Annotated in this window: 11 protein-coding genes; 4 read left to right on the plus strand and 7 right to left on the minus strand. The window is 42.8% G+C overall.

The features are described from left to right. Nucleotides 1-12: 12 nt before the first annotated feature. The gene (glpK, locus tag OFY17_RS12265) at nucleotides 13-1,500 is read right to left on the minus strand and encodes a glycerol kinase GlpK (RefSeq protein WP_263531024.1); all 1,488 of its coding nucleotides are present in this window, start codon (nucleotides 1,498-1,500) and stop codon (nucleotides 13-15) included. Between the two features lie 155 nt (nucleotides 1,501-1,655). Here glpK and OFY17_RS12270 point away from each other — a divergent pair, with 155 nt between their 5' ends. From OFY17_RS12270 to OFY17_RS12280, 3 genes are all read left to right on the plus strand, one after another. Beyond that, nucleotides 1,656-2,426, plus strand: coding sequence for a DeoR/GlpR family transcriptional regulator (locus OFY17_RS12270; protein ID WP_263531025.1), 771 nt, complete (start codon nucleotides 1,656-1,658; stop codon nucleotides 2,424-2,426). Nucleotides 2,427-2,564: 138 nt separating this feature from the next. Then, entirely contained in the window at nucleotides 2,565-4,052 is a 1,488-nt protein-coding gene (gene glpD / locus OFY17_RS12275; RefSeq protein WP_263531026.1) for a glycerol-3-phosphate dehydrogenase, read from the plus strand. 114 nt (nucleotides 4,053-4,166) lie between these two features. Next, complete coding sequence (locus OFY17_RS12280) at nucleotides 4,167-4,946, plus strand: TSUP family transporter (RefSeq protein ID WP_263531027.1); 780 nt, start codon at nucleotides 4,167-4,169, stop codon at nucleotides 4,944-4,946. 98 nt (nucleotides 4,947-5,044) lie between these two features. Here OFY17_RS12280 and OFY17_RS12285 read toward each other — a convergent pair whose 3' ends face one another. The 3 genes from OFY17_RS12285 to OFY17_RS12295 form a co-directional block, all read right to left on the minus strand. Continuing rightward, complete coding sequence (locus OFY17_RS12285) at nucleotides 5,045-6,421, minus strand: glyceraldehyde-3-phosphate dehydrogenase (RefSeq protein ID WP_263531028.1); 1,377 nt, start codon at nucleotides 6,419-6,421, stop codon at nucleotides 5,045-5,047. A gap of 260 nt (nucleotides 6,422-6,681) precedes the next feature. Further along, nucleotides 6,682-7,011 (minus strand): DUF3392 domain-containing protein, encoded by a 330-nt coding sequence (locus OFY17_RS12290; protein ID WP_263531029.1) that lies wholly within the window; start codon nucleotides 7,009-7,011, stop codon nucleotides 6,682-6,684. 31 nt (nucleotides 7,012-7,042) lie between these two features. After that, on the minus strand, nucleotides 7,043-7,600 hold the full coding sequence (locus tag OFY17_RS12295) for a uridine kinase (RefSeq protein WP_263531030.1): 558 nt from the start codon (nucleotides 7,598-7,600) through the stop codon (nucleotides 7,043-7,045). Nucleotides 7,601-7,776: 176 nt separating this feature from the next. On the opposite strand from OFY17_RS12295, the gene OFY17_RS12300 reads away from it, so the two are divergent. Continuing rightward, the gene (locus OFY17_RS12300; RefSeq protein ID WP_263531031.1) at nucleotides 7,777-8,388 is read left to right on the plus strand and encodes a uridine kinase family protein; all 612 of its coding nucleotides are present in this window, start codon (nucleotides 7,777-7,779) and stop codon (nucleotides 8,386-8,388) included. 35 nt (nucleotides 8,389-8,423) lie between these two features. Here the strand turns inward: OFY17_RS12300 and dnaJ are convergent, their stop codons facing one another. The 3 genes from dnaJ to grpE all read right to left on the minus strand — a co-directional run bounded on the left by dnaJ (nucleotide 8,424) and on the right by grpE (nucleotide 12,322). Then, entirely contained in the window at nucleotides 8,424-9,548 is a 1,125-nt protein-coding gene (dnaJ, locus tag OFY17_RS12305) for a molecular chaperone DnaJ (protein ID WP_263531032.1), read from the minus strand. A gap of 183 nt (nucleotides 9,549-9,731) precedes the next feature. Further along, complete coding sequence (dnaK, locus tag OFY17_RS12310; RefSeq protein ID WP_263531033.1) at nucleotides 9,732-11,651, minus strand: molecular chaperone DnaK; 1,920 nt, start codon at nucleotides 11,649-11,651, stop codon at nucleotides 9,732-9,734. Nucleotides 11,652-11,749: 98 nt separating this feature from the next. After that, nucleotides 11,750-12,322, minus strand: a complete 573-nt coding sequence (gene grpE, locus OFY17_RS12315; protein ID WP_263531034.1) for a nucleotide exchange factor GrpE — start codon at nucleotides 12,320-12,322, stop codon at nucleotides 11,750-11,752. Nucleotides 12,323-12,409: the final 87 nt, after the last annotated feature.

The following is a 12,409-nucleotide window of genomic DNA, read 5'->3' on the forward strand; positions in this document are numbered from 1 at the left end:
AAATGAAATTATCTAATCAGCTTTAGTACGCACTCTTTCTACAGCCGTTTTCCAGCCTGCATATCTTTTATCTCTCACTTGCTCGGACAAGTCAGGTGTAAATGACTTATCCACTTCCCATAATGCTGAAATGCTATCTGTAGATTCATATAAACCAATATGTAAACCAGCCAAGTAGCTAACACCAAGTGCTGTTGTTTCTACTACCGATGGCCTTTCAACTGTTACATCAAGTAAATCACTTAATGATTGCACCATGACATCATTCACCGCCATGCCGCCATCAATACGAAGTTTATTAAAAGATGCTCCATCCAAAGCCATTGCACCGACTAAATCCTTTGTCTGATAACAAACAGATCTAAGCCCTGCGCTGACAATGTCCTCAACACTTGTATCACGAGTTAACCCTATCATGGCGCCTCTTGCATCCGGATCCCAATAAGGCGCACCTAGACCCGTAAAAGCCGGTACAAGATAAACTGACTCATCATTCTTAGCCTTACTAGCTAAACTCTGAGTCTCTTTAGCATCAGCAAACAACTTAAGACCATCACGCAACCACTGAATTGCAGCACCTGCGACGAAGATACTACCTTCAAGGGCATAAGTAACTTTACCGTTAAGACGATAGCCAACCGTTGTGAGTAGTTTATGATTGGACTTTATCGCTTTATCGCCAGTGTTCAGTATCAAAAAGCACCCTGTACCATAAGTACTTTTTACCATACCGGGAGAGAAACAAGCCTGCCCCACAAGCGCAGCTTGCTGGTCTCCTGCCATACCATTAATTGGGATCTCCGCTCCTAACCATTCACTGTTAGCTACTCCAAAATCCGCGCTACAGTCCATGACTTCTGGAAAAAGAACATCAGCAATACCAAAGTGCTCAATTAATTCCTTATCCCACTCTTGAGTATGGATATTAAAAGCCATGGTTCGTGCTGCATTCGTCGCGTCGGTTTTAAAAGATTGCCCTTTTGTAAGGCGCCATAATAAAAAACAATCCACGGTGCCAAATGCCAATCGCCCAGCTCGGGCTTTGTCAGCCGCTCCCTCTACATTATCCAGCACCCAGCGTATTTTGGTGGCAGAAAAGTAAGGGTCAATTAATAAGCCTGTTTTGTCTTGAACCTCTTGCTCTAGCCCCTGATCACGCAACGCTTTGCATAATTCACTAGTGCGTCGATCTTGCCAAACAATAGCGTTATAGACTGGCTCACCTGTTTGGGTATCCCATAGGATGGTGGTTTCTCGTTGATTGGTAATACCGATGGAAACGATGTCATTTACATCCACACCTGCCGTTTCAATCGCTAATTGGCAAACAGAGATTGTTGAAGACCAAATTGCTTCAGGGTCATGTTCGACCCAACCGTCAGCAGGAAATATTTGTGGGAACTCTTGTTGTGATTTAGCAAGGCTCTGACCTTGCTTATCAAATAGAATGGCTCTTGAACTAGTCGTTCCCTGATCTATTGCGAGAATATAATGTGGCATAATGTTTTCTCTTTAGTCGGCAGTTCTTTTATACTGCACGTGATTATTTTTATTTTGCTTTTAGAACATACATGTTCAAATTCGAATATCGCCTATTAAAAACTAATCTTTATACACTTAGCAAGCGACGCCCTTTGAAATAGGAATAAAATACGATGAGCCAAATCGCCAGACATGACAAAATTGTCACCATCGCAAAAGAAAAAGGCTACGTCACCATAGAAGAACTTGCTACCCACTTTTCTGTTACACCACAAACTATCCGTAGAGACATCAATGAATTGGCTAAGTCTGGCAGTATACGTCGACATCATGGTGGAATAAGTTACGACTCTAGCACCACCAATATGACGTATGCGACTCGCCAAATTCTTCAGTTATCAGCAAAAGAACAAATTGCCAAAAAAATCGCAGCAGAAATCCCCAACAACGCTTCCTTGTTTATCAATATTGGCACCACAACAGAAACCGTCGCTCGCGCTTTGTTAAATCATCAAGGCCTACAAGTGATAACCAATAACCTGAACGTCGCAACTATTTTAAGCTGTAAGGAAGATTTTAACGTCATAGTGACGGGCGGGACCGTACGTTCAAGGGATAGAGGTGTAATAGGTGAGGCCACTATCGACTTCATCAATCAATTTCGTGTGGACTTCGGCATCATAGGAATCAGCGGCATTGACCCTATGGACGGCTCTTTACTTGATTATGATTACCAAGAGGTTCGTGTAGCACAAAGCATTATTTCCAACTCTCGCACTGTATTTCTCGCTGCAGACAGCGCAAAATTTGGTCGTCACCCCTTGGTTCGACTAGGTAATATCACTCAAGTGCACAGACTATTTACGGACGAGCAGCCTCCTGAGCCAATCTCATTATTGATGCAAGAGCACAAAATAAAGCTAGAACTTTGCTCTGACCAATAAACCTTTCTTTCCATAAAACAGTCTCAAAAAATTAAATAATTCACGAATCCTTCACATTGTTGTGTTGTTATTTTCACTTGTGAAGAATAATATCGAACATACATGTTCACTTTCGAACATTTAACAGTAGGATCCAATATGAACCAATCACACTTCGATGTCTTTATTGTAGGCGGAGGAATCAACGGAACAGGCATTGCGGCAGATGCAGCTGGCCGAAATTTGTCCGTTGGCCTATGTGAAATGGGAGACCTTGCACAAGCCACTTCTTCATCTAGCAGCAAGCTTATTCATGGCGGCCTACGATATCTTGAACATTACGAGTTTCGCCTCGTTAAAGAAGCCTTAACAGAACGTGAAGTATTGCTGAAAGTCGCACCTCACCTCGTTACACCTATGCGCTTTCAAATGCCCCATCGCCCTCACCTACGTCCAGCGTGGATGATAAGAATCGGGCTTTTCCTCTACGACCATCTAGGTAAACGCGAAACCTTATTAGGCTCAAAAGGCGTGTCCTACAAACAGCCTGACAGCCCATTAAAAGCCGATATTACTCAAGGCTTTGAATATTCAGACTGCCAAGTTGATGACGCTCGACTAGTCATCACCAATGCATTAAGCGCCAAAAATAACGGCGCGGAAATATATGCGCGTACGCGTTGCGTCTCAGCGAAGCGTATTAACAAGCAATGGCAAATTGAATTAGAAAACGTGCTAACTAAAGAAACGAAAACAGTAACAGCCAATGCTTTAGTTAATGCAGCAGGGCCATGGGTATCTTCTTTCATTGAAACTAAGCTAGAGAAAAAAGCGCCCTATGGCATCCGCATGATAAAAGGCAGTCATCTGGCGGTACCAAAGTTATACCAAGAAAATAACGCTTTCATCATGCAAAACACAGATAAGCGTATTGTCTTCGCTATTCCATACCAAGATAACTACACCTTATTGGGTACAACCGATGTGGAATATAAAGGTGATGCCAGCAAGGTGTCTATTTCGGATGAAGAAGTAAACTATATTCTACAAGTGACCAACGATCACTTCCAAAAGACGCTGTCCCCAGACGATGTAGTATGGAGCTATTCTGGTGTTCGTCCGCTATTAGAAGATGAATCATCAGACCCCTCAGCCGTGACCCGTGATTACACACTTCACTTAGAAGGCGCTCAAGACGAAGCTCCATTACTTAGTATTTTTGGTGGCAAAATCACAACCTATCGCAAACTTGCTTTATCCGCTCTGGAAAAGCTTGCTCCTTTCTTTGAGCAACAAGGCCCAGCTTGGACTCATGAGAAGCCCTTACCCGGTGGAGATTTCAAGCAGACGCTAACAGACTTTACTCGCCAGCTACAAAATCAATATGCATTTTTGCCATTAGATTTGATTCAGCGATTGGCGCGCAGCTATGGCAGTTTGACTCACAAGTTATTGATAAACATTCATTCGAAAGATGAACTAGGTCAGCACTTTGGTGCGAACTTGTATCAATTAGAAGTCGACTACCTAATAGAAAATGAATGGGCACATACAGCAGAAGACATTCTATGGCGTAGAAGCAAACTAGGCCTTGAATTTTCAGACCAACAAACGGCTGAATTAGACAGTTATATACAGTCTAGGTGATATCTAACATTAACAGTAGCACCCCTAAATAGCCTGCCAAGCAATTGCTCTGCAGGCTATTTTTGTTTAACTTCTAGACTATAGAAGTAAATCTTACAATAGGGATATTGCAGTATGGAATTTTTGGATAGCACCTTCTTCGGTTTGTCGTTATGGCTCTACCTAGCACTGTTCGTTGCGGCATTTATAGCAGGTGTTATTGACGCCATTGCTGGCGGTGGCGGGCTTATCACTGTCCCTGTTTTATTAGCGGCCGGACTATCACCTGCTCAGGCACTTGCAACCAACAAACTTCAGGGCTGTGCTGGCACGCTTTCAGCATCCTACCACTTCATCAAAAAGAAACAGGTCAAGCTATCTGAAATGTGGCTTTCGATTTTATTAACCGGAATTGGCGCGGTAGTAGGCACCTTGCTGGTATCTTACCTAGACAGTGGACTACTCCTAAAGGCAGTACCTATCATTTTGATTGGTGTTGCTATTTTCTTCTACTTCCTACCGAAAGTTCAGCCCTACATAGCAAGTAAGTTCTCACTAACACAATCCCAATTCGCTCTACTCATTGGTGGCAGTGTGGGGTTTTACGACGGTCTAATCGGCCCGGGGACAGGAGCATTCTTCTCCACCGCTTATCTATGTTTTATGGGTTACTCAATCGTTTCTGCAACCGCCCATACAAAAATATTGAATGCGACCAGCAACCTAGCTTCTCTTATTATATTCACCTTTAGCGGCCATATTGTTTGGGCTCTTGGTATTGTTATGGGAGTAGGTCAATGGTTCGGGGCACAACTTGGCTCTCGGTTGGTTATCACTAAAGGAGCCGCCTTGATCCGCCCTATGGTAATCATTATGTGTCTGGCTATTTCCGTGAAGCTACTGTTAGACAATTAACCCACAATAGATAGCCTCTCTTTTAGATACAAACCATAAAAAAGCGATGCTGCATTTACCGCAACACCGCTTTTTTTGTTATTTTGATCGCTACTAGTCTAAGCCGCTTTATCGTTTTCTATCAATAGTCCATCTAACTTCATCATAGACAGCTTTTCCATCAAACGAACTACTTGGCAGCTGTAACCGTATTCATTGTCGTACCAAACGTATAAAGTCACTTGATTACCACGCACTTTGGTCGACAAAGCATCGACGATGCCTGCTTGCTCTGAGCCGATAAAATCAGAACTCACTGCGTCTGGCTCTTCACTAAAGCCTATTTGACCGACCAACTCTTTAGTATTTGAAGCCGATTTTAACAATGCGTTAATCGTCTCAACCTGAGTCTCTTGCTTCAGGTTTAAGCTCAAAACAGCAATAGAAACATTAATTACGGGAACTCGAATAGCACTGCCGCTTAGCTTCCCTTCTAAAGACGGGATAGCCTTCGCAACAGCTTTCGCCGCACCAGTTTCTGTCATTACCATATTCATACCCGCCGCTCGACCACGACGATCACCCTTATGAATATTATCAATCAGATTCTGGTCATTCGTATAAGCATGGACTGTTTCTACATGCCCCGACTCAATACCAAATTGCTTTTCCAGTACGGATAATATTGGTGTTATAGCGTTGGTCGTACAAGAAGCTGCTGAAATAATGTCATCTTCTGTGGTGAGATCCTGATCATTCACACCAAAGACAATGTTTTTCATCTCTTTACCGGGAGCCGTTAGAACCACTCGCTCAATACCGGGGCGGCTTAAGTGAAGATTCAAACCCTCTCTATCTCTCCAGCGACCTGTATTATCAACCAATAGAGCCTTCTCTATACCGTGGCTTTGGTAATCTACCTCAGTTGGATCAGAAGCATAAATCACCTTTACAGATAGACCATTTATGATGAGAGACTGACTTGCTTCATCAACACTAACCAAACCATCATACACGCCGTGGACAGAGTCATATTTAAGTAAGCTAGCGCGTTTCGCTAAGTCATTTTCGCAGGACTTACGCACTACAATAGCAGCAAGTTCCATTCCTAACGTGGTATGACCCATTGCACACATACGACGTACTAATAGTCGACCAATTCGGCCAAAACCATACAAAACCACAGGCGTTGTATCTGCGTCATGTTCACGCGCTTGAGTTAGAAGATCTTGGGTAGATTCTGCAAGTAGAGTCTCTAACTCAATTAAAGTATTGGAAGCCTCCGACGCCTGAATTTTTTCTAGTGCGCCATAGACTTGATTAAGATCTAGTTCAGGATATTGTTCAAATGTTGTCATTAAACCGGTTACTGAGTCAGCCATAAGCGTATGGCCAGCCAACTGCACTTTCACTCCCTTATCACGTCCTAGCTTCCCTAAAAGGGGAATCATAGATTCAACTTGAGACAAGGATTGTAACCAAGCATTACTCGTCATTTTTTACTCCTAAAAGATCGACTGCATTGAAAATTTCCTGCATCTTAACGTCACAAAATGGCAATAACAAATTGTAATAAGACAACAAAAAAACCTTAAAAAGCAGTGTTTTAGAGCGTTTTTTATATAAATAACGAAATTGAAAAAGAAGGGTAGGAACTTTACAACGAAACTAAGCGAATAGAGCCTATTTTCCTAAAAATGGATGCTTTATGTTGTGATTAGGCAACAAAAAGCGGTAGAAACTTTCATAAAAAAACTTACAAATGTCGCTTTCTTTCAGCCAAAACACCTAATAAGCAGAAGCAAAAGAAGAGCGCGAGAGGACGATACACTAAATCGATTTGCACAATCCCCCAATAAACTATTGGTTGCCCCCATAAGGTCAGCAGACCATACCCAAAGGTGCACATGAAGATAAACGCCGTTACCCTTGCAATAAAATGCCAAGAAGCAATCAACTTTTTAATAAAGCCGTTCACCTTATCCCCATAAATAACCAAGCAAGTTGCAATTAAGGCGAGAGAAATATCTTCAAGATAGGGTTGCATAAAACGCGCTAAGTTGAGGTTTAGGTCAAGAAGAAACATATTGATACTACCCAAAGCCTATAGAGGTGAATTAGCGGGAACGGCGAGCCAGTGCTTCAACATCAATTGACCCTGATCGAGATACTGCTTTAGGGGTCCCATCTGCATAAGTTATAGACACTTCAGTTGTGGCATTATAAAAGGCGATTCGAGTCCCATCTTCGAATTGCCATTCTGCTCGACCATAACCGTCATCCAACATGCCTATATGTGGCTTACCGTATTTCTGTTCTAATAAATTACCTAGCTTTTGACGATTCTTTGAGCTGTTAACTGTACCTGAAAGATGTGTTTTTCGAATATAGCCCGAGCGGTTATAGAAAATAGCGGCGTTTTTTACGCCTAAAACCCCATGTCGCCCCAAACTGTAATTTGTAACCCCTTCCTTATAGGATGGATAGGATTTAAAGCCTAGACTATTCATCTTATTTTCCAGCTCAGACAGGGATAAGTCATTTAGCGGCAGACCAAATAGTTCTGCAGTATTAGCATTAGAGGAATTCACCTCACTTTCAATGGCAAAAGCGGGTGTGGCAAAAAAAGTAGCGAAAAGAATAGAGAAGAATGAAAAAAGTACTTTAAAAAACATGTCTAAATAGTGCTCTGGTATATCCGTTTAACAAGAGAAATATGCAGGATTGGAATAAGAAAGTATCAACTCGTAAAATAGCAGTTATTCATACCGCCCCGAATCCAATCTAATATATAATACAATAACTCCCTTCAAGCTAAAGGGGAAGCAACTTTATTTTTCTGAGGTAATACATGGCTCTTGTTATTGGCATTACAGGTGTGTCAGGTAGTGGTAAAAGTCGACTATGCTCTCTCTTAGCAGAAAGCCAAGAAGACAAAATTACAGTTATCTGCCAAGACAGTTTTTATAATGGATGCGGCAGTATTGACCCTGATGTTTATAACTTCGATGACCTAAGCTCCCTCGATATAGAAAGCTTAACACTAGCGATTCACAACTGTAAGAATCGTCAGCAACCAAATGAAATTCCCGTTTACGATCATTCTCAACACAAACGAGTTGGCTACCGTAATATCGATGCCTCCCATGTTGTCCTAGTTGAAGGTCACATGATGTTCCAAGATGCAGGGATTCGTGATGCGGTAGATTACTTGTTGTACGTTGATACCGATATGGACATTGCTATTGTGCGTCGTCTCAAGCGTGATATTGCAGAACGAGGAAGAGATGTAAATGAAGTGACAAGCCGTTATATGCGCCATGTCCGTCAAGCATCACTAAAAACCTTAAACATTCGCAATAAAGCCGACTTCATTATTCCAAACAATCAAAGTTTTACGAATGCAGCTAACCTGCTCCGTCATTACATTGACTACTTACTAAAAGAAAAAGGCGCTAAATAAGCGCCTTTTTTTATAGGTTGTGTTGATTAACCTTACTATTTTTTGATGTCATCAAAAAAACGTTTCACACCATCAAACCAGCTAGATTGTTTAGGTGAATGATTACTTCCCTCACCCATACTATCCGCAAACTCAGTCAATAATTCTTTCTGACGAGCTGTTAGATTGACTGGAGTTTCAATCACTACCTTACAAATCAAGTCACCTACTGGACCACCGCGAACAGGCTTAACACCTTTGCTACGTAGGCGGAACAATTTATCAGTCTGACACTCTGCTGTTACTTTCAGGCGTACTCTACCATCTAAAGTAGGTACATCAATTTCACCGCCCAATGCCGCTGTAGTGAAGCTAATTGGCACTTCACAGTACAAGTTCGCACCATCACGTTCAAAAATACTGTGTGGTTTTACCGATACCTGCACAAATAAATCGCCAGCAGGAGCACCGTGAGATCCAGCTTCGCCTTCGCCTGATAAGCGAATACGGTCTCCAGTATCCACACCAGCAGGGATTTTAACGTTTAGTGTTTTGTATTCTTGGGTACGGCCTTGACCATGACACTCGTTACAAGGATCAGAAATAACCTGACCTGCACCGTGACATTCTGGACATGTCTGCTGCACAGAGAAGAAACCCTGTGACATACGCACTTGCCCAGCACCACCACAAGTACCACAAGTTTTCGGAGTAGAGCCCTTCTTAGCACCTGATCCACCACATGGCTTACAGTTCACTAAGGTTGGAATACGAATTTTTTCTTCGCATCCCCAAACGGCTTGTTCAAGATCTAGCTCTAGTGTGTAGCGTAAATCTGAACCACGGCGAGTTCGACTTTGACCGCCACCACCGCCACCAAAAATGTCGCCAAATACATCACCAAAAATATCACCGAAGCCGCCAGCACCGCCGCCGTAACCGCCACCTGCTTGACCATTAACCCCTTCATGTCCAAAGCGATCGTATGCTTCACGCTTCTCTTCCGATGAAAGGATCTCATAAGCTTCCGCAAGCTCTTTGAATTTTTCTAATGCTTCAGGGTTGTCTGGATTTTTATCCGGATGATATTTATTCGCTAAAGAACGGTAAGCTTTTTTAATTTCTTTCTTATCCGCGCCCTTGGCAACACCCAGAACTTCGTAATAATCTCTTTTGCTCATCGCAGGTATTCCTGAATTGATAAAATCTGATTTCTATAAAGCCTCACTTGTTATAACTAGCAAGGTGAGAATATAAAAGTCGTTAACTAAGCAATGTTAAAACAGCAAAGCACGGTGCTAAAACCGTGCTTTTCTGGAAACAGCTCCCTAGGAAGGGAGCCATCATAATAAGCGTTTTAGCACTTATTTTTTGTCGTCTTTCACTTCTTCGAATTCAGCATCTACAGCGTCATCTTGAGGTCCAGCTTGCTCAGCACCCGCTGGCTGTTCTGCACCTGCGGCTTCCGCTTCAGCGTACATTTTCTGAGCCAAAGAACCAGAAGCTTGAGTCAATGCTGTTGTCTTCTCTTCGATTTTCTCTTTATCGTTTGAAGTCAAAGCTTCTTCAAGTTCAGTGATCGCAGCTTCAATCGCTGTTTTCTCTTCTTCTGTTGCTTTATCACCAGCATCAGTCAAAGTCTTGCGAGTCGCGTGGATCATGCCGTCAGCTGTGTTACGAACTTGTACAAGCTCTTCAAACTTACGGTCTTCTTCCGCATTCGCTTCCGCATCCTGAACCATTTTTTCTACTTCTTCATCACTTAGACCAGAAGAGGCTTTAATGACGATAGACTGTTCTTTGCCTGTCGCTTTATCTTTCGCAGATACACTCAAGATACCGTTGGCATCGATGTCGAAGCTAACTTCGATTTGAGGCACACCGCGTGGCGCAGGTGGAATCTCAGCCAAGTCGAAACGACCTAGAGATTTGTTCTGAGACGCTTGCTTACGCTCACCCTGTACTGCGTGAATCGTTACTGCACTCTGGTTGTCTTCTGCTGTAGAGAAAGTTTGCGATTTCTTAGTAGGAATCGTTGTGTTTTTCTCGATAAGAGCCGTCATCACGCCACCCATTGTCTCGATACCTAGAGACAGTGGAGTTACGTCTAGAAGAAGAACGTCTTTTACGTCACCCGCAAGTACCGCACCTTGGATAGAAGCACCAATTGCTACCGCTTCATCAGGGTTTACGTCTTTACGAGGCTCTTTGCCGAAGAACTCAGATACTTTAGCTTGTACTAAAGGCATGCGAGTTTGACCACCAACCAAGATAACTTCGTCAATGTCAGAAGCACTTAGATCAGCATCTTTCAATGCTTGGCGACATGGAGCCAAAGAGTTAACTACTAATTCTTCAACCAAAGACTCAAGCTTAGAGCGAGTCAATTTAACATTTAAGTGTTTAGGTCCTGTTGCATCAGCTGTGATGTAAGGAAGGTTAACTTCCGTTTGTGCTGCTGAAGACAACTCAACTTTCGCTTTCTCACCCGCTTCTTTCAAACGCTGAAGAGCTAGTGGATCGTTGTGTAGATCGATACCAGTTTCTTTCTTGAACTCTGCTGCTAAGAATTCGATAACACGCATATCGAAATCTTCACCACCTAGGAAAGTGTCACCGTTTGTAGACAATACTTCAAATTGCTTCTCACCATCTACGTCAGCGATTTCGATGATAGAGATATCGAAAGTACCACCACCAAGGTCATATACAGCGATAGTAGAGTCGCCTGCGTTTTTATCTAGGCCGTATGCCAAAGCTGCTGCTGTTGGCTCGTTGATGATACGCTTAACATCAAGACCTGCGATCTTACCAGCATCTTTTGTTGCTTGACGCTGAGAGTCATTAAAGTAAGCAGGAACCGTGATAACCGCTTCAGAAACCGTCTCACCCAAGAAGTCTTCTGCAGTCTTCTTCATTTTCTTAAGAACTTCAGCAGAGATTTGTGGTGGCGCTTTCTTCTCGCCTTTCACTTCTACCCAAGCATCGCCGTTTTCAGCTGCTACGATTTTGTAAGGCACCATAGAGATGTCTTTTTGTACTACGTCGTCTTGGAAGCGACGACCGATCAAACGCTTAACAGCAAACAAAGTGTTGTTTGGGTTAGTTACCGCTTGACGCTTAGCAGATTGACCTACTAGAACTTCACCGTCATCAGCAAAAGCGACGATAGAAGGAGTGGTGCGATCGCCTTCAGCATTTTCAATAACGCGAGCTTTTTCGCCATCCAATACTGCAAGACAAGAGTTTGTTGTACCTAAGTCAATACCAATGATTTTACCCATTGTTGTTCTCCAATAATTTCGTTTATTTCAGTAATAATTCTGTATTTGGGTACGCTTCAGAGCATTTCAAGCGCCAGTGTCAAAAAAATGACAATCTATTATGCTGCGCTTGAAACCACCACCATTGCTGGGCGTAAAAGACGTCCATGCAAGGTATAACCTTTCTGAACCACATCCATAACAGTGTTCGGTTCTAGTTCTGGATTCGGCACCATAGTCATCGCTTGGTGTAGATCTGGGTTGAATGGTTCGCCATGTGGATCAACAACTGCCACATCGAAACGCGCCAAGTTTTCAATCAAATCTTTTAATGTCAGCTCAACACCTTCACGAATAAGATCTGGTTCATCCGTTGCTGGTGTAGAAGCCAATGCACGCTCAAGGTTATCAGCCACATTCAAGACAGCTTTAGCGAATTTCTCTACGCCAAACTTGTGGGCTTTTTCAACATCTTGTTCTGCACGACGACGTACGTTTTGTGCGTCAGCTTGGGCACGAAGTGCAGCTTCTTTGTATTTAGCCGCTTCTTCTAGGGCCTTAGCCAATTCTTCATTTTCTTCACCTAGAAGCTCTGCTTCTGGTTCTAAAAGCTCTTCTACCGCTTCGTTTTGCGCTTCGCTTGTCACATCTTGCTCCGCATCTAAATTAGAATTTTTTTGATCTTCACTCATTTTTGCACTCCAAATAACAGAAACAATTCATTCTCTGTGCTGCTTATATGGGGATGGCTTTTTGCCTTTCAACACTAAAACCGCATT

Origin of the sequence: Marinomonas sargassi (assembly GCF_025716875.1) — a bacterium.
Taxonomy (GTDB): Bacteria; Pseudomonadota; Gammaproteobacteria; order Pseudomonadales; family Marinomonadaceae; genus Marinomonas; species Marinomonas sargassi.

Coding starts and splice junctions, on each gene's coding strand:
- glpK (WP_263531024.1), bottom strand. CDS start 1,500: ATGCCACATTATATTCTCGCAATAGATCAGGGAACGACTAGTTCAAGA.
- OFY17_RS12270 (WP_263531025.1), top strand. CDS start 1,656: ATGAGCCAAATCGCCAGACATGACAAAATTGTCACCATCGCAAAAGAA.
- glpD (WP_263531026.1), top strand. CDS start 2,565: ATGAACCAATCACACTTCGATGTCTTTATTGTAGGCGGAGGAATCAAC.
- OFY17_RS12280 (WP_263531027.1), top strand. CDS start 4,167: ATGGAATTTTTGGATAGCACCTTCTTCGGTTTGTCGTTATGGCTCTAC.
- OFY17_RS12285 (WP_263531028.1), bottom strand. CDS start 6,421: ATGACGAGTAATGCTTGGTTACAATCCTTGTCTCAAGTTGAATCTATG.
- OFY17_RS12290 (WP_263531029.1), bottom strand. CDS start 7,011: ATGTTTCTTCTTGACCTAAACCTCAACTTAGCGCGTTTTATGCAACCC.
- OFY17_RS12295 (WP_263531030.1), bottom strand. CDS start 7,600: ATGTTTTTTAAAGTACTTTTTTCATTCTTCTCTATTCTTTTCGCTACT.
- OFY17_RS12300 (WP_263531031.1), top strand. CDS start 7,777: ATGGCTCTTGTTATTGGCATTACAGGTGTGTCAGGTAGTGGTAAAAGT.
- dnaJ (WP_263531032.1), bottom strand. CDS start 9,548: ATGAGCAAAAGAGATTATTACGAAGTTCTGGGTGTTGCCAAGGGCGCG.
- dnaK (WP_263531033.1), bottom strand. CDS start 11,651: ATGGGTAAAATCATTGGTATTGACTTAGGTACAACAAACTCTTGTCTT.
- grpE (WP_263531034.1), bottom strand. CDS start 12,322: ATGAGTGAAGATCAAAAAAATTCTAATTTAGATGCGGAGCAAGATGTG.